This is a genomic window from Pseudomonas sp. GD04019 (genome assembly GCF_029837695.1).
Taxonomy (GTDB): domain Bacteria; phylum Pseudomonadota; class Gammaproteobacteria; order Pseudomonadales; family Pseudomonadaceae; genus Aquipseudomonas.
This window is the reverse complement of record NZ_JAOEEA010000020.1, coordinates 1-22,565: the sequence shown is the minus strand read 5'-3', so window position 1 is coordinate 22,565 and position 22,565 is coordinate 1. Positions and strand designations below refer to the sequence as shown.

Genomic DNA, 22,565 nt, shown 5'->3' with positions numbered 1-22,565 from the left:
AGATGCCCGTGCCGCCATGTCCCCGCCCCAATCACCCGAACTGCTCTCCCCCGCCGGCACCCTCAAATCCATGCGCCATGCCTTCGCCTATGGCGCCGATGCCGTTTACGCGGGACAACCGCGCTACAGCCTGCGGGTGCGCAACAACGAGTTCGACCACACCAACCTGGCCATCGGCATCGCCGAGGCGCATGCCCAGGGCAAGCGCTTCTACGTGGTGGTCAACATCGCGCCGCACAACGCCAAACTGAAGACCTTCCTCAGGGACCTGGAGCCGGTGGTGGCCATGAGGCCGGATGCACTGATCATGTCCGATCCGGGGCTGATCATGCTGGTGCGCGAGCGCTTTCCTGAGATGCCGGTACACCTGTCAGTGCAGGCCAACGCGGTGAACTGGGCCAGCGTCGAGTTCTGGCGCCGCCAGGGGCTGACGCGGGTGATTCTGTCCCGCGAGCTGGGCCTGGAGGAGATCGAGGAAATTCGCCGCCAGGTGCCCGACATGGAGCTGGAGGTGTTCGTCCATGGCGCCCTGTGCATGGCCTATTCCGGGCGCTGCCTGCTGTCCGGCTACATCAACAGGCGCGACCCCAACCAGGGCACCTGCACCAACGCCTGCCGCTGGCAGTACCAGGCCCATGAAGGCCGGGAGAACGAGCTGGGTGGCATCGTCCGCGGCTGTCCGCCGACCCTCGGCGAGGGCCTGCCGACCGAGCGTACCTTCCTGCTGGAGGATGCCACCCGTCCCGGCGAGCTGATGGAGGCCTTCGAGGATGAGCACGGCACCTACATCATGAACTCCAAGGACCTGCGCGCCCTGCAGCACGTCGAGCGGCTGACGCGCATGGGCGTGCACTCGCTGAAGATCGAGGGCCGCACCAAGAGCCACTTCTACGTGGCGCGCACGGCCCAGGTGTATCGCCGGCCATCGACGACGCCGTGGCCGGCCGGCCTTTCGACCTGAGCCTGATGGAAGATCTCGAATCCCTGGCCAACCGTGGCTACACGGAAGGCTTCCTGCGCCGCCACGTGCACGACGAATACCAGAACTACCAGCGCGGCAACTCGATCTCGGAGCGCCAGCAGTTCGTCGGCGAGTTCACCGGGGTGCGGCGTGGCGAGCTGGCCGAGGTGCGGGTGAAGAATCGCTTCGCCATCGGCGACCGCCTGGAACTGATGACCCCGCGCGGCAACCGCAGCTTTCTGCTAAAGAATCTGGAGAAGGTCGATGGCACGGCGACCGACATCGCGCCGGGCGATGGCCATATCGTCTACCTGCCGCTACCGGCGGATATCGACCTGAGCTACACGCTGCTGCTGCGCTTCAATACATCTCCGCCTGCTCCCTGAGCAGCTCGGCGAAGCGTTCGGCCGGCACTGGCGGGCTGATCAGGAAGCCCTGGATCTCGTCGCAGCGCTGGGCCTTGAGGAAGTCCATCTGCGCCTGGGTCTCCACGCCCTCGGCCACCACCTTGAGCTCCAGGCCGTGGGCCATGGCGATGATGGCGCGGGTGATCGCCGCGTCCTCGCCGCCGGCGGAAAGGTCGCGGACGAAGGTCTGGTCGATCTTCACGTAATCCACCGGGAAGCGCTTGAGGTAGCTGAGCGAGGAATAGCCGGTCCCGAAGTCGTCGATCGCCAGCTTCACCCCCAGCTCGCGCAGCTGCTGGAAGATGGCGATGACGTTCTCCACGTTGTCCAGCAGCTGGCTCTCGGTCAGCTCCAGCTCGAGCAGGCGCGGCGGCAGGCCGGTCTCGTCGAGCACCTGGCGCACCAGCGCGACCAGGTTGCCCTGGCGCAGCTGGTGCACCGACAGATTGACCGACACGCGCAGGTCGGCCAGGCCCTGGCGCTGCCATTCACGCACCTGCAGGCAGGCCTGACGCAGGACGAACTCGCCGATCGGCGCGATCAGCCCGGTCTCCTCGGCCAGCGGGATGAACTCGCCAGGCGGTACCAGGCCGAGCGCCGGATGGCGCCAGCGCACCAGCGCCTCGGCGGCGTTGAGGCTGTCGTCGGCCAGGCACAGCTTGGGCTGGTAGAACACTTCCAGCTGGCCGTCCTCGATGCCCTTGCGCAGCTGGGTCTCCAGCTGCAGGCGTTCCAGGGTGCAGGCCTGCAGGTTGTCGGTGTAGAACTGGAAGGTGTTGCCGCCCAGGTGCTTGGCGTGCTGCATGGCCATGCCGGCCTGGCTGATCAGCGCCGGAATCTCCCGTGCGTTATCCGGCAACAGGCTGATGCCGATCGAGGCGCTGATGACCAGCTCGTGGCCGCCCACGTCCATCGGTGTGCGCAGCTTGCTCAGCAGGCGGCTGGCGGTGCGCGCCAGGGCCGAGAGGCTGCCGTAGTCGTCGAGCAGGATGGCGAACTCGTCGCCGGCCAGACGCGCGACGGTGTCGGCCTCCGGTGCGGCCTGGATCAGGCGGCGCGCCATCTGCCGCAACAGTTGGTCGGCCACTTCGTGGCCCAGACTGTCGTTGAGCAGCTTGAAGCGGTCCAGGTCGATGTGCAGCAGGGCGAGGCGCGACTCGTCCTGGCGCGAGCGCTCGCCGGCCTCGTGCAGGCGCTCGCGGAACAGGCTGCGGTTGGCCAGGCCCGTGAGTTCGTCGTAGTGCGACAGGTAACGCAGGCGCTCCTCGGTCTGCCGGCGCTGCGACAGGTCGGAGAAGAAGCCGACGATATGGCTGACCCGGCCACGGCCGTCGCGCACCACGTTGAGCTGCAGCCACTGCGGGTACAGCTCGCCGTTCTTGCGCGTCTCGATCAGCTCGCCGCGCCAGCAACCGTGGCGCTCCAGCTCCTGGCGGATCAGCTGGTACTGGCGACGGGCATCGCGGCTGCTGATCAGGGTCGCCACGCTGCGCCCCAGCACCTCTTCCTTGCGGTAGCCGGTGACCTCGCTGAAGGCCTGGTTGACCGACAGCAGCAGGTAGTCGGCGTCGAGGATGACGATGCCTTCGCTGGTGGCCTCGAACACGGTGGCGGCCAGGCGATGCTCCTCGTCCTGGCGCTTGCGTTCGGTGATGTCGCGGCGGGTGCCGAGCATGCGCGTCACCTGGCCCTCGGCATCGCGCTCGACGGCACGGCCGTGGTCCTCGACCCACAGCCAGCGACCGTCGGCGTGGCGCACGCGGTATTCCACGCAGTAGCCATCGGTGCGGCCCTTGAGGTGCTCGACCAGGGCCCGGCGCAGCAGCGGCAGGTCGTCCGGGTGCAGGCGCGGCTTGAGGTGGCTGAGGACGCCCTTCACCTGTTCCTGGCTGATGCCGAAGATGCTTTCCAGGTGGCTGTGGTGGACTTCGTCGGTCTGCAGATCCCAGTCCCACAGGCCCAGCTCGCTGGCTTCCAGGGCCAGGGCCAGGCGCGCCTCGCTCTTGCCCAGGGCGTGGCTGGCATCGTCCAGTTCCAGGGTGCGCTGGGCCACGCGAATCTCCAGATCGCCATGGGCCTTGCGCAGCTCGCGCTCGGCCCGGCGGCGCTGCTCCACTTCGCGGGCCAGCTCCTGGTTGAGGCCTTCGGCGCTCTCGCGGGCATGCTCCAGGCGCTCGATCAGCGCCTGGTTCTGGAAGCGCCGCAGCAGGCTGCCCTGCACCAGGCGATTGACCTGCCAGGCCACCACGCAAAGGCTCAGCAGCATCAGCAGACCGAGCGCGCCCCAGGCCTGCTGGCGCGCATTGTCGCTAAGCAGCAGATAGACGATGGAGGGCACCAGGCACGGCAAAGCGAACGCCAGGAAGGCCGCGCGACTGACCGCATAGGCCACGCTGGCGGAGAGAATCGCCGCGGCGATCAAGCCGTAGACCAGAGCCTGCAGCAGGAAGCGGTCGGCAGGAACCAGGAAGATCGCCGCGCAGGCCAGGGTCAGGCCGGACAACCCGGCGCCGACCAGGAACACCCGGCGCCAGTGCGGGTTGGCCTGGCGCGACGGCAGCGCGCTGTTGAAGGCGGTCATCTGGATCAGGCGCAGCACCGCCAGCAACACCACCCATACCAGCCAGCCGGCCAGCAGCGGTCCGCCCTGCGGCTGCCAGAGCAAAGCGGCGCAGGCCAGGGCACTGAGCAGCATGAAGAAGGTGGGAACCTGGGAGCCCTGATAAAGCAGACGAGTCCGCTCCACCGCGATCTCGGTGGCGAACTGCTGGTGGATGGCGCGCGACTCCTCCGCCACCATGCTGGCGGAGGCCCCCCGGAGAGACTGGGTCATAGGCGATTTTCTTGTAATGGGATGCCTGACTTTTCCCGAGCATACCCGAGCTAGAGGGGCTGCCCAAGTCCGATGATGGCTTTTTACCAGCTTGCCGCGCCAAATGGCGAACATTTGTGCACTGAAACCAGCAGGCCTGTTGGCAACCTCGCGAGCCAGAGCGCTGTACGTGATGCCTATGCGCCGCATCAGGGCGCAGGGCAGATCGCAGCCAGGCCCTCGCCCGTCTGCCCGCGGTTTGCCGCTCCCCTACCCGGCCCGTAGAATGCCGCGATGCAGAACACTCCCGCCTTCGACCCAGAACTCCTCCTCGCCTCCCTCAACGATGCGCAATGCCAGGCCGTGGCCGCCCCGCTCGGCCGCCAGCTGGTGCTGGCCGGCGCCGGCTCGGGCAAGACCCGCGTGCTGGTGCACCGCATCGCCTACCTCATCCAGTTTCTCGGCGCCTCGCCGTACAGCATCCTGTCGGTGACCTTCACCAACAAGGCCGCGGCCGAGATGCGCCAGCGCATCGAGCAGATGCTCGGCATGAGCCCGGCCGGCATGTGGGTCGGCACCTTCCACGGCCTGGCCCACCGCCTGCTACGCGCGCACTGGCAGGAGGCCGGCCTGGCCGAGAACTTCCAGATTCTCGACTCCGACGACCAGCAGCGCCTGGTCAAGCGAGTGATCCGCGAGCTGGGCCTGGACGAGCAGCGCTGGCCGGCCAAGCAGGCGCAGTGGTTCATCAACGGACAGAAAGACGAGGGCATGCGCCCGCAGAATATCCAGCCTGGCGGCGACCTGTTCCTCGCCACCATGCTGAAGATCTACGCCGCCTACGAGGCCGCCTGCGCCCGTGCCGGGGTCATCGACTTCGCCGAGCTGCTGCTGCGCGCCCTCGACCTGTGGCGCGATAAGCCGGACCTGCTGGCGCACTACCAGAAGCGCTTCCGCCACATCCTGGTCGACGAGTTCCAGGACACCAACGCCGTGCAGTACGCCTGGCTGCGCCTGCTGGCCAAGGGCGGCGAGAGCCTGATGGTGGTGGGCGACGACGACCAGTCGATCTACGGCTGGCGCGGCGCGCGGATCGAGAACATCCAGCAGTTCTCCAGCGACTTCGCCGACGCGCAGATGATCCGCCTGGAGCAGAACTACCGCTCCACCGCCGGCATCCTCAAGGCCGCCAACGCCCTGATCGCCAACAACAACGGGCGCCTGGGCAAGGAGCTGTGGACCGATGGCAGCGACGGCGAGCCGATCAACCTGTATGCCGCCTTCAACGAGCACGACGAGGCCCGCTACGTGGTCGAGTCGATCGAGTCGGCCCTGCGCAAGGACGGCCTCAAGCGCAGCGAGATCGCCATCCTCTACCGCTCCAACGCCCAGTCGCGGGTGCTGGAAGAGGTCCTGCTGCGCGAACGCATCCCCTACCGCATCTATGGCGGCCAGCGCTTCTTCGAGCGCGCCGAGATCAAGAACGCGGTGGCCTACCTGCGCCTGCTCGACGGCCGCCACAACGACGCCGCCCTGGAGCGGGTGATCAACGTGCCGACCCGCGGCGTCGGCGAGAAGACCGTCGAGGCGATCCGCGAGCACGCCCGCCACGCCGACCTGTCGATGTGGGCGGCGATGCAGCAGCTGATCGCCCACAAGGGCCTCACCGGCCGCGCCGCCAGCGCCCTGAGCGGCTTCGTCGAGCTGATCGAGAACCTCGCGGCCAAGGTGCTGGACATGCCGCTGCACCTGATGACCCAGACCGTCATCGAGCAGAGCGGGCTGATCGCCTGGCACCAGGCCGAGAAGGGCGAGAAGGCCCAGGCCCGGGTGGAAAACCTCGAGGAACTGGTCAGCGCCGCGCGCAACTTCGAGAACGAGGAAGACGAGCTGTCACCCCTGGCCGCCTTCCTCACCCACGCCTCCCTGGAGGCCGGCGACGCCCAGGCCGAGGAACACGAGGACTGCGTGCAGCTGATGACCCTGCACAGCGCCAAGGGCCTGGAGTTCCCCCTGGTGTTCCTGGTCGGCATGGAAGAAGGCCTGTTCCCGCACAAGATGAGCCTGGAAGAACCCGGCCGCCTGGAAGAGGAACGCCGCCTGGCCTACGTCGGCGTCACCCGCGCCATGCAGAACCTGGTGCTGACCTACGCCGAGACCCGCCGCCTGTACGGCAGCGAGACCTATAACAAGGTCTCGCGCTTCGTCCGCGAGATCCCGCCGACGCTGATCCAGGAAGTGCGCCTGTCCAATAGCGTCAGCCGCCCCTATGCAGCACCAAGCAAGACCATGAGCGGCGGCTCGATGTTCGCAGGCAGCCAGGTGCCGGAAACCCCCTTCAGCCTCGGCCAGGCCGTGCGCCACAGCCTGTTCGGCGAGGGCGTGATCCTCAACTTCGAAGGCAGCGGCGCCCAGGCGCGGGTGCAGGTCAACTTTGCCAGCGAAGGCAGCAAGTGGCTGATGCTCGCCTACGCCAAGCTGGAAGCGCTCTAGCTCCGCCCGTCAGGCCACGGCGCCCGGTCGCGTAGCCTGGTCATACTGTCGAGCGGAGGTACTCCGCATGCCCCGCTCGACGCCAACCGCCGACAAGATCCTCGATACCGCTCTCGACCTGGCCGAAACCTGCGGCTGGGAACGCCTGCATCTACACGATGTGGCCGAGGCGCTGGGCTGCGATCTGGCTGCCATCGCCCGCCACTACCGACAGAAGGACGACTTGGTCGAGGCCTGGCTGGACCGCGCCGATGCGGCGCTGTTCGAGCGCGCCAAGGGCGCTGACCTGGCTGCACTGAGCGCCAGCAAGCGCCTGGAAGAACTGCTAATGGCCTGGCTGGCCGGCATGGCCGCGCACCGTGCGCTGACCGGGCAGATGCTGCTGTACAAGCTGGAGTTCGGCCATATCCATCTGCAGGCCGGCGCCCTGCTGCGGGTCAGCCGTACCGTGCAGTGGTGGCGCGAGGCGGCGCGGCGACAGAACCTGCGCCTGGCGCGGGTAGCCGAGGAGAGCCTGCTCAGCGCCGTGTTCCTGCGCACCTTCATCCACTGGCTGCGCCAGCCGCAGGCCGACGACGCCGCGCTGCGTGCCCTGTTGCGCCAACAGCTGCGCCGCGATCCGCTGGGCTGGCTGCTGCGCTAGACACGCGATGACTGTCGCAGAACCGCGGCGTGGCGGCTCAGGCTTGCCGCGCTTGCGCTACCGTCTAAGCACCCTTGCCCCGGAGATCGCCATGCGCACCCGCCTCGCCCTGCTGCTTAGCCTCTGTGTCCTGAGTCCCGCCGCCCTGGCCTGCACACCGCAACCGCTGACGGCCGAGCCCGCCGGCGATACGGTGCGGCGCAACCTCTGCTACGGCGAGGCCACCTGGAATGAACCCACCCTGGAAGGCGAGCCTCTGCTGGAGCAGGTCTTCGACTACTTCCCTCTCGCCGGGGCTACACCGGCTCCGCTGGTGATCTGGGCCCACCCCAACGGCAAGACCAAGTGGCTGAAGCCCGGCAGCGAGGCGTACCTGGCCCTGGTGCAACAGGCCCATGACCAGGGTTTCGCCTTCGTCTCCCTGGAATTCCGCCACCCGGTGAGCAACGAAGACATAGTCCCGGTGCCGCACCGGGATATCGCCCAGGCCATCCAGTTCATCCGCGCCAATGCCGAGGCCTTGGGCGTAGACCCGGACAACCTGTTCCTGGTGGGGCAGTCGCGTGGCAGCCTGGGCCTGTGGACCGCGCTGCAGAACGACATGGCCGACCCCGGCAGCGATGACCAGCTGTTGCAGCAGTCGACCCGGGTCAACGCAGTGTTCGCCTACCAGGGCCAGACCACCTACGACGGCCGCGAATTTGCCGACCTGTTCCTCATCGAGGCCGACCGGCGCGCGGCCAAGGCCAAATGGAAGAAGGATCACCCCCAGTACGCGCTGTTCGGCAGCGCCATCCGCAGCGTCGGGGACGACGACCCACCCGTGCTGCTGCGCTACGCCCATCCCTTCGTCGGCCGGCCGCTGAGCGCCCGCGAGATGGCCAGGCAGGATTCGCTGCACTATCCCGACATGGGACCCGCCCTGTGCGCCGCCTATGCCCAGGCATTCGGCGACAACCGACATTGCAGCGCGCAGGACAATGTACCGGCAGGCCAGGCCTTCGACGGCTACGCGCAATTCTTTCGGCAGTATCTGCGGTGAATACGGGCGCGCATAAATCCGGAAACATTCTGCGGCTGGCCAGGGTCCCAACACTGCGGCAGCATGGCGCGCGAATCACAACCTCAGCGGGATTACCCCTCATGCAGCGTTTTCTCAGCATCACCCTGGCCCTGTGCCTGGGTCTGACCCTCAGCCTCGACGCCAGCGCCGCCAAGCGCATGGGCGGCGGCAAATCGTTCGGCTCCGCGCCGACCCACCAGACCCGCCAGATGGAAGCGCCCAAGGCCAACCAGCCGGCCGCTGCCAACAGCATGAATGGCGCCGCGCGCCCGGCCGCCGCCAGCGGTGCCTCGCGCTGGCTCGGTCCGCTGGCCGGCATCGCCGCCGGCGGCCTGCTCGCCTCGATGTTCATGGGCGACGGCTTCCAGGGCATGCAGATCTTCGACTTCCTGATCATCGGCCTGATCGCCTTCGTCATCTTCCGCCTGCTCGCCGCCCGTCGGCAGCGCCAGGCGCAGGGCCAGCCCGCCGGTGCCGGCGCGCCGTTCCAGCGCCAGATGCCGCAGCAGCAGCCGATCTTCGGTGGCTCCGCCGCCGCGCCGCGCCCGGCGTTCAACGCCCCGGCCTGGTTCGACGAGCAGCGCTTCGTCAACGCCGGCCGCGAACACTTCCTGGCCCTGCAGCAGCACTGGGACGCGTCCGACATGGACAAGATCGCCGAGTTCGTCACCCCGCAGATGCTCAGCTTCCTCAAGGAAGAGCGCGCCAGCATGGGCGATGGCTACCAGTCGACCTACATCGATGACCTGGACGTGCAGCTGGACGGCATCGACGAGCTGGCCGACAAGGCCGTGGCCACCCTGACCTTCCGTGGCGTGGCCAAGACCTCGCGCTTCGACCAGGGCGAGCCCTTCAGCGAAAGCTGGCGCATGGAGCGGGCCAATGGCGACAACCAGCCCTGGCTGGTCGCCGGTATCCGCCAGAACGGCTGATCCCATCGCGTTACGAAGAACCCGGGCCAGTCCCGGGTTTTTCATGCCCGCTCGCTGCTAGAGTGCCGCTTGGCCTCGGCAAGAAAAACGACAATGCACATCCTGTTCCTCGATACCGAATTCACCAACCTCACGGCCGACTATCGGCTGATCAGCCTGGCCCTGGTCGATCCAAATGGCGCCGAGCTGTATGTCGAACTGAGCGACGGCTGGAGCCCGGCGGACTGCTCCGAGTTCGTCCACCAGATCGTCCTGCCCCAGCTGGACCCGGCCCGCCACGGACGCAGCCGCGCCGAGGCCACCCGCGAGCTGCACGCCTTTCTCGCCGGCTATGCCGAGGTGGAGATCGTCAGCGACGCCCTGGCCTGGGACTGGCCGCTGCTGCTCGGCCTGCTCGGCGCGGGCGGCCTGCCCGAGCATGTGAACTGCCGCGAGGATGCCGCACTGCTCAGCGACCTGGCGGAGGCCGACATTCCCCACCACGCCCTGCTCGACGCCCGGCTGATGTGCGGCGCCGAACGCCGCCGGCAGAAACGTTAACCAGCACGCACCCCGTCGATTCGCCACGCCAGCGTCATCGTTCCGTCTTCTTTGCCCGCTAGCGTCATGGCTCCGTCGCAACTCCTCCGCAGAAGGGAACCGAACGATGAGCCTCGATGACAACAACGCCGTGCTGTTTGGCAGCGGTGATGAACTCCCCAGCAACCACTCCAGCAACCCGCACATGAGCGAGCTGATCGACCAGCGCCGCCGGCAGATCCTCGCCGGTGGCGTGGCCGTCGGCGCGCTCGGCTTCCTCGGCGTGCTGCCGCAGGCAGTCGAGGCCGCCGAGCAGACAGCCAAGGGGGCCAGGCACGGCTGGGGCAAGCGCAATCGCCTGCCCTTCGACGCGCTGCCGGTGGGCCGCGCCGACACCATCACGGTGCCCGCCGGCTACCGCGCCAGCGTCTGCGTGCCCTGGGGCACGCCGATCAGCGGACGCTTCCCGGCCTTCCTCGAGGACGCCAGCAACAGCGCCCAGGACCAGGCCGAGCAGGTCGGCATGCACCACGACGGCATGCACTTCTTCCCCATCGACGGCCGGCATGGCGGCGGGCGCCGTTCCAACCACGGCCTGCTGGTGTTCAACAACGAGTACATCGACGCTCCGCTGCTGCACCCCAATGGCCCGACCACGGTGAACGGCCTGCGCACCGTGGCCGAGGAAGTGCGCAAGGAAATCAACGCGCATGGGGTGACCATCGTCGAGATCCGCCGCGACCGCTTCGGCGATTGGCAGGTGGTGCCCGGCCGCTACAACCGCCGCGTCACCGCCGCCACGCCGATGCAGATGGTCGGCCCGGCCCGCGGCCACGCGCTGCTCAAGACCCTGCACAGCCCCAACGGCACCGCCAGCCGCGGTACCCAGAACAACTGCTCGAACGGCTACACGCCCTGGGGCACCTACCTCACCTGCGAAGAGAACTGGGCCGGCTACTTCGCCACGCGCGACACCAGCCTGCCGCGCGAGCTGCAGCGCTACGGCCTGCGCAGCACCAGCCGCTTCGGCTGGGAGACCCTGCCCGGCGACGAGTTCCAGCGCTTCGACGCCACCCGCAAGGCCGCCGACGCCACGGGCGACTACCGCAACGAACCCAACCACTTCGGCTGGATCGTCGAGATCGATCCCTTCGACCCGGACTCCACCCCGGTCAAGCACAGCGCCCTTGGCCGCTTCGCCCACGAGGGCCTGATCTTCGCCCCGGTGCAGGCCGGCCGCCCGCTGGTGTGCTACTCCGGCGACGACTCGCAGAACGAGTACATCTACAAGTACGTCAGCCGTGGCAAGTACCTGCCGCTACTGCGCCAGCCAGGGCGCCTGCTCGACGAGGGCACCCTCTACGTGGCGCGCTTCAACGCCGACGGCAGCGGCGACTGGCTGGCCCTGGACCTGCGCGACAAGGCCTTCCAGGCCGCCTGCCAGAAGGCCGGGGTGAGCTTCGCCGACCAGGGCGAAGTACTGATCAATACCCGCCTGGCCGCTGACATCGCCGGCGCCACCAAGATGGACCGTCCCGAGTGGGGCGCGGTCAACCCGGACAACGGCGAGGTCTACTTCACCCTCACCAACAACAGCGCGCGCACCGTGGCGGACGCCGCCAACCCGCGTGCGGCCAACCCCTACGGGCACATCATCCGCTGGCGCGAAGACCGCCGCGACCACGCCGGCAAGCGCTTCAACTGGGACATCTTCCTGCTCGCCGGACCGCAGTCCGACAGCCGCGGCCCCAACGGCCAGCCGCTCGGCGACGCCAGCATCCTGGCCAGCCCGGACGGCCTGTGGTTCGACCCGGACGGCCGCCTGTGGATCCAGACCGACATGAGCGGCAGCCAGCTGGCCAGCGGCCCGTTCGGCCACAACCAGATGCTGGTGGCCGACCCGCGCACGGGCGAGATCAAGCGCTTCCTGATCGGCCCGATCGGCGCCGAAGTCACCGGCATCAGCGCCACGCCGGACTTCCGCACCCTGTTCGTCAATATCCAGCACCCCGGCGAAGGCTCCACCGCCGGCAACCTGCTCAGCACCTGGCCGGACGGCCCAGGCCGGCGGCCGCGTTCGGCCACCGTGGTGATCACCCGCGAGGACGGCAAGCGCCTGATGTAAGGCCTTCGCTCCAGTCAGCGAACCCGGGCTTGCCCGGGTTTTCTGTTTGCAGATGGGCATGGTTTCGCTTCTGTAGCCAAGCAGCCCGAGGTCGTAGCCCGGATGCAATCCGGGAAAGCCGGCAACTCCGCCCCGGATTGCATCCGGGCTACTTCCCCTTGGCCGCCACACAAGGTAAAACGCGCCTCCAACGGCTACCCTCTAGCCGAATCCGCTTGCCAGGAGACGCACCGTGGAAGAAGTCATCGATCAGCTGCGCGAACTCAACGAGCCGGTGCCGGTGCCGCTGGAGCTACCGGAGGAGGAGACCCTGGTGGAGATCCAGGAACAGCTTCTCATCCACCTGCCCTTCGAGCTGCGCGAGTACCTGCTCAAGGTCAGCGACGTGGTCTACGGCCGTCTGGAGCCGGTGACCGCCAGCGACCCGCACTCGCACACCTACCTGCCGGAAGTCGCCTCGGTGGCCTGGGACCGCGGCCTGCCGCGCGACCTGGTGCCGCTGTGCCAGGACGGCCGCGACTACTACGCGGTGGACGTGGAAGGCACCGTCTGGCTGTGGGACGGCAGCGAGGGCGAGCTGACCGACGAGAGCTGGGACTCGGTATGGCACTGGTGCCGCGACGTGTGGCTGGAAGGCTGAGGCGCCGCTGGAAGCCTGCACGTGCCTGGACTTAACTGGCAGCCAGTGACTCCCGGAAGCCAAGCACCATGACCAAACTCCCGAGCTGGTTGCTCCTGAGCGGCCTCGCCACCCTCGCCATCGGCGGCGGCTTGTGGCTGGGCCTGGCCGGCTCCGAAACCGCACCCGCCGATGCGCCTCTGCCACCGGCTCCCGTGGCAAACGCCGGCGCCGCGAACGGCAGCCCCGCCCCGCTCGACCCCGCCACCCGCCAGGCACTGCGGAACAACCCCGCCGTGCAGAACTATCAGGCCCGTCTGCAGTTCGGCGCCGACTACCAGAGCTTTATCAAGTCCGCCGCCGAACTGGGCGAGGCCGAACGACGCCAGCGCGCGGCGGCCCTGGCCAAGGAGATCGACCGGCGCGAGGCGGCGGGCGAGTTGGCATTGAGCGAGGCGTTGTTGCTGCAGGTCGGCCTGGCCCAGGCCGAAGGGGGCGACGAGGAGGCGCAGAAGGCCCGGGCCGATGCATTGGTCGCCCGCTACCAGGCCCTCAGCCAGGCGCGCGAAGCCCGCAACAAGACACCCGATGCGCGCTTCACCCAGTACAAGTCCGACGAGAAGCGCATCGTCGACGAGGTGTTGAGCCTGGACAGCATCCCCGATGGCCTGAGCCGCGACCAGTACCTGCGCCAGCGCCTGCAGGAGGCGCGGGAGCAGGCGTATCAATAGCCCAAGAGTCCGATCGCGGTCTCGCGAGCTAGAGACAAAGGGTGGCGGAGGCGGCCGAGGAAGCGCAGTTTACGATGGTAAATAAGCATTCCGAGACGCCGCGTCCCGGATTACCTCCAACACCCTTTGGTCGACGCACAGCAGATCGTAGGCGGGCTCTCAGAGCAGCTGGTCGAGGATGTAGTACAGCAGATTGAACGGCTTGGCCTTGTCCGCCGCGTCGCTGCTCTCCGAGGCCGACAGCACCGCACCGCTGCCCTCCAGCAGGTTGTTGACGAAGTGGTCGAGCTGCAGGTTCTGCTCCTGCACATCGGAGTTGGCGAACTCGATGATGCTGGTGCAGTGGCTCTCGTTCACCGCGCGGTACTGCGGGAAATAGCCACCGAAATTGCTCAGGTTGCTCAGCTGGTTGCGCAGGCGGTCGGTGTCCACCGCCCACTTGGCGTGGATCAGCGCCTCCTTGGTGGCAGCGTCCGGGGCGTTGATGATGTCCGGATGGAAGCGCTCGTAGGAGTAGGACGAGTAGTTGAGGTCCTGCCAGAAGTGGGTATGACCGAGGCGATCACCCGGCAGGTTGGCCGACAGCGCCGAGTAGAGGCTGCCCAGGTCGGCGCCATCGAGCCCCGGCAGACGGCTCTGCAGATAGGGCACCGTGCCCTCGTTGAGGCCCCAGACCGCGCGGATGTGGTCCTGCAGCGGGCGCGACGGGTATTGGGCGATATCGCTGCCGGGCGGCGCGCTGAATACCGGGCCGGAGTCGTCGAGGAGGAAGCCGCGGGTCGGCGCCATGTCCTGGCGGATGTTCACGTAATTGGTCAGGCTGCCCGCGCCGCCGGCACTGCAGCCGGTGGTGAGCAGCTGCGCCGGACGCGGCAGGTTGTTCTTCAGCCAGGCCACCACGGCGCGGGTGTTGCGCAGGCCGTTGTGGTGCCAGATCAGCGGCGGCTTCTGGTTCTGCGGGTCATCGTAGACCGCCACCTTGTCGCCGGAGTAGATGTCGCCGGTGCAGTAGGGCACGTAGATCATGTTCCAGTTCTGCGGCTTGGTCCGCGTCCACGGGTGCAGGCGCACTACCAGCGGGCTGACCAGGCTGGCGCCGGGGTTGAGCAGGCTCATGTAGTCGTTGGGGATGCCGTCGGGGTTGCGCGCCCCGCGAATGCCGCTCTGCCCGGTGCAGCTGGCGTAGTCCCAGCAGGCGCCGCCACCTTCCAGGTAGATGATGGTGTTGGTGGTGTTGGGCACGCGGTTGACGAAGAATTTGTAGGGCGAGCCGTTGCCGCACACCGCGCCGGTCTGCGGCGCCAGCTGTACGGTCTGCCAGCCGTAGTAGTTGCCGGGCTTGAAGCCGGAGTTGAAGCCGCCGGGGTTGTTCAGCAGCGGATAGGGGCCGAGGCCCTGTTCGGGGGTGACCTTGTTGTCCGCCGGTGGCGGCATGGTCAGGTTGAGCAGGGTCTTCCAGACGCTGTAGTCACCCAGTTCGGCGTGGGCCGGGGCGGTCAGCAGGGCCATGACGCACAGGCAGCAGGTCAGCAAGGCAGACTTCATGGGGCGTGTCCTCGTCTTGTTCTTGTTGTACGAGCACGGACTACTGCCGGATGCCTCCATGCTGCGCGATGGTCCCTTTTGCGGGACGGGGTACAAGAGGCACGCTAGTACATGGCGCGGCGAAGGCCCAAAGCGCCGTTATATTGATTCGTGATAGAGCGGGAAAAGATGCTAACCGCCGCGATAGCGCCGGCATCGCCGGCCATCTTTCACGGCAGATAGATGCGGAATTCACCACCGCCCAACGGGCCGCCGTTGCGCAGTTCGATGCGCCCGCGCACGCCGTTGCGCTCGTGCAGCTCGGCGATGCGCGCGGCGAAATACAGGCCCAGGCCGGTGCTGCCGCTGCTCTGATTGAGGCCGAGCACGTAGTCGGCCTGGTGTTCGAGCATGGCAGTCGGGTAGCCGACGCCGTCGTCGTTGATGCTCAGCAGCAGCTCCCCGCCTTCCTCACGGGCGCTGATCAGCAGGGCGCTGCGCGCATAGCGGATGGAGTTGGCGATGACGTTGGCCACCACCGAGCCGAGCAGCTCCTGGTCGAAGAAGCCCATCAGGTCGAATTCCTCCACCTCGCAGCGGGCGGCGATGCTGCGGCTGTGCAGCACTTCGTCGTGGCGCGCCAGCTGGGCGCAGATGAAGTCCTCCACCTCCTGGTAGCCAGGGCGCAGCGGCAACTGGTTGACCCCCAGCTTGTACAGGCCGAGAAGCTGCACCAGCATGCCGTTGAGGCGGGCGAACTCGTACTCGATCACCCCGCGCTCGTTGCCGCCACGCAGCTCTTCCGGCAGCTGCGCCAGCCACTGGGCGTGGGCCTGGCCGAGCATGGCCAGGGAATTTTTCATGTCGTGCACGGTGGAGGCGATCACCGTGGAGAAGTCCAGTCCGCTCATTCGCCGAACACCCGGCGGCGCAGCTGCTGGTAGCGCTCGTAGCGCGGGTCGCTGGGCGGAATCATGCGCACCGCGTCGAGGCAGGCGCGGCATTCCTCGGCCAGCTCCGCCTGTTCGCCGCCCGCACGCAGCAGCGACTGGGCGGTGTTGAGGGCGATGCTGATGTTCTTCGGCTGCAGCGCCAATGCCCGGCGGAACAGCTCCAGAGCGTCGCCGAAGCGGCTCAACTGGTAGGCGCGCACGCCCTGGCGGTTGAGCTCCACCGCCTCCTTGGCGCTGCCGAGGATGGCCGGATCGCTGGTCAGCTTGGCCACGCCCTGCAGCACGGCCGGGTCGTCGCCATAGATCTCCACGCAGCTCTTCAGCAGGCCCTCGCCGGCCTCGGCCTGGCCCAGCTGCTTGAGCTGGGCGGCCAGGGTCAGCGCCGCCTCGGCGGAGAAGAACTCGCCGAGCTGATCGAGGCCGGCCACCGCCTGCTGGGCCAGCTGGGTGGCGCGGGCCGAGTCGCCGGATTTGTGCAGGCTGCTGGCCTGCATCAGGCGCGAGCGCACCTTGAGCGCCTGGTCGTTGGCGTACTGGTTGTCCAGCTCGGCCAGGGTCTGGTTGATCTCGGCCTGGGCACGCTTGTCCAGGCCCTCCTCGCCGGCGCCGGCGATCAGCGCCTGGCTCAGACCCAGGTAGTTCTCCGGGCTCTTGAAACGCGAGTGGCGACCCTGCTCCATGGCGCTGCGATAGGCCTTGGAAGCGCCGGCGAAATCCTCGTTGCGCAAAGCCAGCTTGCCCAGCTGGGCCTGGCGGCGAATGGCCAGGGGCGACAGGCGCACGGCGTCCTCGAGGATTTCCTGGGCGCGCTTGGCCTCACCCTCGGCATCGAGCACGGCGGCCAGGCCGTCGTACAGGCCAGGCTGCATGGGAAAGGTCTGCAGCGCCTTCTCATAGATCTGCCGCGCATGCAGGTGCTCGCCGCGCGCCAGCAGCAGCGCGCCGAGCCCCTGATAGGCCCAGGGAATGGCGCGGTCAGCCAGCACGGCATTGAGCAGACGCTCCAGCTCCTCGCTGCGGCCCAGCTCGCGCAGGGCGCCGGCCTTGTAGCGCTGGCACAGTGGTAGCAGGCGCTTGTCCTGCTGGCTGAGGCGGTCGCAGGCGGCCAGCACGTCGGCCGGGGCCTGCTTGTCCAGCGCCTGCAGCACCGGCTTGAGCAGCGTCTTGCGCTCCATCAGCTTGTCCAGACGTTGGGCCAGGCTGGCGCGGTTGAACGGCTTGGTCAGGTAGGCATCCGGCTCGTGCTCCAGGGCGCTGAGCACCATGGCCTGGCTGCTCTCGGCGGTGACCATGACGAAGATGCACAGGTGGCTGATCAGCCGCGCGGCGATCAGCTCCTCCAGCACCTGCTGGCCGTTCTTGCCGGCGCCCAGGTTGTAGTCGTGGAGGATGATGTCGTAGCGCTTCTGCCGGCACATGGCGATGGCTTCCTCGCCGCGGTTGGCGGTGTCCACGTCGCGCGCGCCCATCTCGCGCAGCATGGCCTTGACCGAGCTGAGGAAGTCGTTGAAGTCATCGACGATGAGAAAGCGCTGCTGGCTGTAGTCCTGCATCGAAGGGCATTCCTTGGACCGGGGAGATTCAGTGTAAGCCAGGAATCGGGCCTGTCTCGATCAGGACTATTACCCAGTCGAGGCAGGCCCCGGGCACCCCTGTTCTCAGCGGCTGCGCGGCTGCGCGCCTTCCAGCTCCAGCAGGTTGAGCAGGAAACGGGCGAAGTAGATCAGGTCCTGCTCCATGGCCTTGCGCGCGGCCTTGGCGTCGCCGGCCTCGATGGCGGCGAAGGCTTCCTCGTGGAAGTCGTTGAGCCGCAGCGACAGGTCGGCGCCGGTGAACAGGCGGTTGAAGAACGGGCCGATCTGCAGCCACAACGACTCGATGCTGCGCAGCAGTATCGGGTTGCCACAGGCGCCGTAGAGACGCAGATGGAAGCGGCTGTTGGCCTCCAGGTAGTCCTGCACCTGGCGTTGCTCGATGGCCAGGTCCATGCGCTGCACGCAGTCGCGCAGCTCGGCCATGTCGGCGGGGCTCAGGTGCGGCGTGGCCAGCTCCACGGCCAGGCCTTCGAGGCCCAGGCGCACCTGGAAGATGTTCTGGTAGCGTTCGCGGGTCATCAGCGGCACGCGCACCGAGCGCTGCGGCTCGCCCTCCAGTGCGCCCTCGGCGACCAGGCGTTGCAGCGCGGCGCGCACCGGCATCGGGCTGGTGCCCCACTGGGCGGCGAGGTCGCGGATCTTCAGGCGCTCGCCAGGCTGGAAGCGCCCCTCGAGCAGGCTTTCGCGAATACGTTGGTAGAGTGTTTCCTGCAGATTGTCGGCCATGATTTTCAGCGGCCTCGTGGCGGCGCGGGGAGCTGGCCGAGGGTCAGGGAACAGTCACGCATGGTCTACTCCTAATATTCTTTTGTGATCACACAATTGCATTAAATGCACTTTATATGGCCGATTTAACCACTCATTGCTATTTATGTGATCACAAAATAGCATGTGCGGAAATTCGAACGAGGTGTGCAACATGACTGCCAGTGGTATCAGCCCGTCCGCCGTGGAGGCCTTCGCCGCTCGCGAGCGCGCCCGCTTCATCGAGCGCAACCCCAAGTCGGTGGCCCTGGCCGAGCGTGCGCGCAACTCCTTGTATGGCGGCGTGCCGATGCACTGGATGGCCGACTGGTCGACCCCGGTGCCGCTGTTCGTCGAACGGGCCAAGGGCGCACGCTTCTATGACGTGGACGGCCACGAATACATCGACTTCTGCCTGGGCGACACCGGCACCATGTTCGGCCATTCCCCGGACCCGATCGCCAAGGCCATCGCCGAGCAGGGCAACAACGGCCTGACCACCATGCTACCGGGTGAAGACGCCGTGGTCTGCGGCGAACTGCTGGCGGCGCGCTTCGGCCTGCCATTCTGGCAGGTCACGGCCACTGCCACCGACTCCAATCGCTACGTGTTGCGCTGGGCGCGCGCGATCACCCAGCGCAAGACCCTGCTGGTGTTCGACGGCTGCTACCACGGCACCGTCGACGACGTGATGGTGCGCTACCGCGACGGCGCGACCGTGCCGCGCTCCGGCCTGGTCGGCCAGGCCTACGACCTGACCCAGTACAGCCGCTCGATCCCATTCAACGATGTGGCCGCTCTGGAAGCCGCGCTGGCCCAGGGCGATGTCTGCGCCCTGCTCTGCGAGCCGGCGATGACCAATATCGGCATGGTCCTGCCCGAGCCGGGCTTTATGCAGAAGTGCCGCGAGCTGACCAAGAAATACGGCGCGCTGCTGATCATCGACGAGACCCACACCATCTCTACCGATATCGGCGGCTGCACGAAACTGTGGGATCTCGACCCGGACTTTTTCGTGGTCGGCAAGCCGATCGCCGGCGGCGTGCCGTGCGGCATCTTCGGTTGCAGCGCGGCGATGGCCGAGGCCATGACCGAATCGCGCAGACGCGCCAGCGAAGGCAGCCATGGCCACGGCCACAGCGGCATGGGCACCACCCTGTCGGCCAACGCCCTGGCCATGCACTGCATGCGCGCCAACCTGGAACAGGTGATGACCCCCGCCGCCTACGCGCACATGCTGCCGCTGGCCAAGCGCCTGGCCGCCGGCTTCCGTTCGCTGATCGGCAAGCACGAGCTGACGTGGTCGGTGACCGAGCTGGGCGCGCGCAGCGAGTTCCAGTTCTGCCCGGTGTCGCCGAAGACCGGAGCCGAGGCCGAGGCCGCCTTCCACGACGAGCTGCAGATGGCCCTGCACCTGTACCTGATCAACCGCGGCATCCTGATCACCCCGTTCCACAATATGACCCTGTGCTGCCCGAGCACCACGGCAGAGGATGTGGACAAGCTGATCGGCATGCTCGATGCGGCCCTCACCGAGCTGCTGGCCATTCCCGGCGCCCGGCTATAACTCCCTCTCCCTCTGGGAGAGGGCTGGGGTGAGGGACAACCAGCCCCCTCATCTCCCGAACCACCCTCACCCCTAGCCTCTCTCCCACAGGGAGAGGGGAATAGAAGCAAGGACATCGTCATGCAGTTTGCCAACCCCCAGGAAGCCCGCGACTTCCTCGCCAAGCACCCGGACGTACGCAGCATCGAGCTGATGCTGATCGACGCCAACGGCATCCCGCGCGGCAAGCTGCTGCACCGCGACGAACTGCTGGCCATCTACGAGAACGGCCGGCCGCTGCCCAGTTCGATCCTCTCGCTGACCATCCAGGGCGAAGACGTGGAGGCCAGCGGCCTGGTCTGGGAAGTCGCCGACGCCGACTGCTGGACCTACCCGATCCCCGGTTCGCTGACCCTGCAACCCTGGCGCGCCGTGCCCACCGGCCAGCTGCAGGTCAGCATGCACCCGACCCAGGGCCTGCCGGCCACCCCCGGTGACCCGCGCCACGTGCTGGCCCGTGCCATCGACGCGCTCAAGGCCGACGGCTACCACCCGGTGATGGCGGTGGAGCTGGAGTTCTACCTGCTGGATAAACAGCGCGACGCCAGCGGCCGCCCGCAGCCGGCGCTGCAGATGAACGGCGTGCGCCCGCAGGCGCCGCAGGTGTACGGCGTGTACGAGCTGGAGCAGCTGCAGCCGTTCCTCGACGACCTCTACGCCGCCTGCGAGGTACAGGGCCTGCCGGTGCGCACGGCGATCTCCGAATACGCGCCGGGCCAGGTCGAGCTGACCCTGGAGCACCGCTTCGACGCCCTGCAGGCTGTCGACGAGGGCGTGCGCTACAAGCGCCTGGTCAAGGGCGTTGCCAATAAACATGGGTTACAAGCCTGCTTTATGGCCAAGCCGTTTGGCGACCTGGCCGGCAGCGGCCTGCATATGCACGTGTCGCTGGCCGACGCCGAGGGCAACAACCTGATGGCCTCGGAAGACCCACATGGCACGCCGCTGCTCAAGCACGCCATTGGCGGCATGATGGCCACGCTCAACGACGCCCTGGCGATCTTCTGCCCCAACGCCAACTCTTACCGGCGCTTCCAGGCCAACAGCTACGCGCCGCTGGCCAAGAGCTGGGGGGTGAACAATCGCACCGTGTCGTTCCGCGTACCGGGCGGCCCGGCCAAGAGCCGGCACGTCGAGCACCGCATCTGCGGCGCCGACGCCAACCCGTACCTGGCGGCGGCGGCGATCCTCGCCGGCATCCACCACGGCATCAAGAACCAGATCGACCCTGGCGAGGCCATCGTCGGCAACGGCTACGAGCAGGCCCGCGAGACCCTGCCCACCGACTGGCTGACCGCGCTGCGCAACCTGGAACAGTCGAGCTGGGCCAAGCAGGCGCTGGGCGAGGACTTCCTGAAGATCTTCCTGGCCATCAAGTGGGAAGAGTTCCGCCAGTTCGTCGGCGAGGTCGGCGAGCAGGACTGGCGCTGGTATCTGACCCACGCCTGAGACCCTTGCGTGCGCGGCGACCGTACTGGCCCTCAGAACTGCGCCGTGATGCTGGTCTTGTAATAGCGCCCGCCGACGCTGGTGCCGGCACCGCCATAGGTCTGGCAGCCCTCGCCATGGGCCTCCAGCACGCGCAGGTCGGCACCGGTCCACAGCAGCTCCACGGCGCAGCCCTGGTCCAGGCCGGTGTTCTGCAGGCTGAAGTGCGGGCCGGGGCCGGCGATGGTGCCGCTCAGCTCGCCGATGGCCGCCGGGCCGAATTCCTCGACCTGCGGGCCGACCCGCAGCGGCGCGAACATCACCTCGTAGCCGGCATCCTTGCGGCGGATGTCCAGGCTGCTCCACATGCCCATGCCGGCGTAGCGCAGGTAGTGGCCCGCGACGCTGGCGGCCAGCGCCGGCAAGTCCAGCGCCTGCGCCACCTTGCCGAGGTTGTGGCGGGTGGCCGAGCCACCGAAGCCGCGGTCCAGCGCCACTTCCAGCCAGGCGCGGGCCATGCCCGCATCGCCGGCCTTGAGGTTGGCCAGCATCAGGTTGTTCAACGCCAGCTCCTCGGTACCGCCGGCGTCGCCGTTGCCCTGCTCGGTGCGGCGCAGCTGGCGCTCGAAGGCCTCGATCGCCTGTGGATACAGGCCGGCCTTGTAGGCGGCGGTACCGGCCTGGTTGCAGGCATTGGCGCTGTCGCAGGCCTGCTGCTCGGCGGTGCACAGCGCGCCGAAAGGGAGCAGTAACAGGGGCAGCAGGTGGCTTCGCATGCTCGGTCTCCTCGTGCAAAGGCCCAAGCTTAGCGCCCCGCCGGCCGCTTTGCCGGACAGCGGCCGCGAACTTGCATGGCGCCCCGGGCTGGCACAGCGAAGTACACAGGCAGCACCTATAACAACAAGCAGACCCCGCAGGACTGCATCGCCAGCACCTTAAAACTGCCTATGAGACACAAGATGGAACTCGCAACCAGCAAACTCTCCATGACCGTGCTGATGACGCCGGACATGGCCAACTTTTCCGGCAACGTACACGGAGGTACCCTGCTCAAATACCTCGACGAGGTGGCCTATGCCTGTGCCGCGCGCTACGCCGGCTGCTACGTGGTGACCCTGTCGGTGGACCAGGTGATCTTCCGCCAGCCGATTCACGTCGGCGAGCTGGTCACCTTCCTCGCCTCGGTGAACTACACCGGGCGCACCTCGATGGAGATCGGCATCAAGGTGATCACCGAGAACATCCGCGAGAAGTCGGTGCGCCACACCAACAGCTGCTTCTTCAACATGGTGGCGGTGGACGACCAGGGCCAGCCGACCCCGGTGCCGCCGCTGCAACCGGAGAGCGCCGACGACCGCCGCCGCTACGCCCTGGCGCAGAAGCGCCGGGCGATACGCCAGGAACTGGAGC

17 protein-coding genes and 1 pseudogene are annotated in these 22,565 nt (G+C 67.6%); 12 read left to right on the top strand and 6 right to left on the bottom strand.

Going from position 1 to position 22,565, the window contains the following annotated elements:
• Nucleotides 1-16 precede the first annotated feature (16 nt).
• Nucleotides 17-1,347, top strand: a pseudogene (gene yegQ, locus N7607_RS22675) (tRNA 5-hydroxyuridine modification protein YegQ).
• Here the strand turns inward: yegQ and N7607_RS22670 are convergent.
• Nucleotides 1,322-4,201 carry a GGDEF and EAL domain-containing protein gene (locus tag N7607_RS22670; protein ID WP_279865715.1) on the bottom strand — a complete coding sequence of 960 codons (2,880 nt, stop codon included), beginning with the start codon at nt 4,199-4,201 and terminating at the stop codon, nt 1,322-1,324. The pseudogene yegQ and the gene N7607_RS22670 overlap by 26 nt on opposite strands.
• 273 nt (nt 4,202-4,474) lie before the next feature.
• Between N7607_RS22670 and uvrD the strand changes: the two genes are divergently transcribed.
• From uvrD to N7607_RS22630, 8 genes are all read left to right on the top strand, one after another.
• The gene (gene uvrD, locus N7607_RS22665) at nt 4,475-6,673 is read left to right on the top strand and encodes a DNA helicase II (protein ID WP_279865716.1); all 2,199 of its coding nucleotides are present in this window, start codon (nt 4,475-4,477) and stop codon (nt 6,671-6,673) included.
• Nucleotides 6,674-6,740: 67 nt separating this feature from the next.
• The gene (locus N7607_RS22660; protein ID WP_279865717.1) at nt 6,741-7,316 is read left to right on the top strand and encodes a TetR/AcrR family transcriptional regulator; all 576 of its coding nucleotides are present in this window, start codon (nt 6,741-6,743) and stop codon (nt 7,314-7,316) included.
• Between the two features lie 91 nt (nt 7,317-7,407).
• Nucleotides 7,408-8,358, top strand: a complete 951-nt coding sequence (locus N7607_RS22655) for an alpha/beta hydrolase fold domain-containing protein (protein WP_279865718.1) — start codon at nt 7,408-7,410, stop codon at nt 8,356-8,358.
• A gap of 101 nt (nt 8,359-8,459) precedes the next feature.
• A complete protein-coding gene (locus N7607_RS22650) occupies nt 8,460-9,311 on the top strand; it encodes a Tim44 domain-containing protein (protein WP_279865719.1) in 852 nt (283 codons plus the stop codon).
• Between the two features lie 93 nt (nt 9,312-9,404).
• Nucleotides 9,405-9,851: a hypothetical protein gene (locus N7607_RS22645; protein ID WP_279865720.1), complete on the top strand. Its 447-nt coding sequence runs from the start codon at nt 9,405-9,407 to the stop codon at nt 9,849-9,851.
• 106 nt (nt 9,852-9,957) lie between these two features.
• Nucleotides 9,958-11,955, top strand: coding sequence for a PhoX family phosphatase (locus N7607_RS22640; protein WP_279865721.1), 1,998 nt, complete (start codon nt 9,958-9,960; stop codon nt 11,953-11,955).
• A 232-nt stretch (nt 11,956-12,187) separates the two neighbouring features.
• The gene (locus tag N7607_RS22635; RefSeq protein WP_279865722.1) at nt 12,188-12,595 is read left to right on the top strand and encodes an SMI1/KNR4 family protein; all 408 of its coding nucleotides are present in this window, start codon (nt 12,188-12,190) and stop codon (nt 12,593-12,595) included.
• A gap of 68 nt (nt 12,596-12,663) precedes the next feature.
• Nucleotides 12,664-13,305, top strand: coding sequence for a hypothetical protein (locus tag N7607_RS22630; RefSeq protein WP_279865723.1), 642 nt, complete (start codon nt 12,664-12,666; stop codon nt 13,303-13,305).
• A gap of 159 nt (nt 13,306-13,464) precedes the next feature.
• On the opposite strand, the gene N7607_RS22625 is transcribed toward N7607_RS22630, so the two are convergent.
• From N7607_RS22625 to N7607_RS22610, 4 genes are all read right to left on the bottom strand, one after another.
• The gene (locus N7607_RS22625; protein ID WP_279865724.1) at nt 13,465-14,850 is read right to left on the bottom strand and encodes a pectin acetylesterase-family hydrolase; all 1,386 of its coding nucleotides are present in this window, start codon (nt 14,848-14,850) and stop codon (nt 13,465-13,467) included.
• 209 nt (nt 14,851-15,059) lie between these two features.
• Complete coding sequence (locus N7607_RS22620; protein ID WP_279865725.1) at nt 15,060-15,740, bottom strand: HAMP domain-containing sensor histidine kinase; 681 nt, start codon at nt 15,738-15,740, stop codon at nt 15,060-15,062.
• Nucleotides 15,737-17,335 carry a tetratricopeptide repeat-containing response regulator gene (locus tag N7607_RS22615; protein ID WP_279865727.1) on the bottom strand — a complete coding sequence of 533 codons (1,599 nt, stop codon included), beginning with the start codon at nt 17,333-17,335 and terminating at the stop codon, nt 15,737-15,739. The genes N7607_RS22620 and N7607_RS22615 overlap by 4 nt, the downstream gene beginning before the upstream one ends.
• A gap of 105 nt (nt 17,336-17,440) precedes the next feature.
• A complete protein-coding gene (locus N7607_RS22610) occupies nt 17,441-18,103 on the bottom strand; it encodes a GntR family transcriptional regulator (RefSeq protein ID WP_279865728.1) in 663 nt (220 codons plus the stop codon).
• 193 nt (nt 18,104-18,296) lie between these two features.
• On the opposite strand from N7607_RS22610, the gene N7607_RS22605 reads away from it, so the two are divergent.
• A complete protein-coding gene (locus N7607_RS22605; RefSeq protein WP_279865729.1) occupies nt 18,297-19,688 on the top strand; it encodes an aspartate aminotransferase family protein in 1,392 nt (463 codons plus the stop codon).
• Nucleotides 19,689-19,808: 120 nt separating this feature from the next.
• The gene (locus tag N7607_RS22600) at nt 19,809-21,176 is read left to right on the top strand and encodes a glutamine synthetase family protein (protein ID WP_279865730.1); all 1,368 of its coding nucleotides are present in this window, start codon (nt 19,809-19,811) and stop codon (nt 21,174-21,176) included.
• A gap of 32 nt (nt 21,177-21,208) precedes the next feature.
• Here N7607_RS22600 and N7607_RS22595 read toward each other — a convergent pair whose 3' ends face one another.
• Nucleotides 21,209-21,931 (bottom strand): tetratricopeptide repeat protein, encoded by a 723-nt coding sequence (locus N7607_RS22595; protein ID WP_279865731.1) that lies wholly within the window; start codon nt 21,929-21,931, stop codon nt 21,209-21,211.
• Nucleotides 21,932-22,114: 183 nt separating this feature from the next.
• On the opposite strand from N7607_RS22595, the gene N7607_RS22590 reads away from it, so the two are divergent.
• Nucleotides 22,115-22,565, top strand: a 451-nt coding sequence (locus tag N7607_RS22590) for an acyl-CoA thioesterase (protein ID WP_279924049.1), incomplete at its 3' end; no start/stop codon positions are given.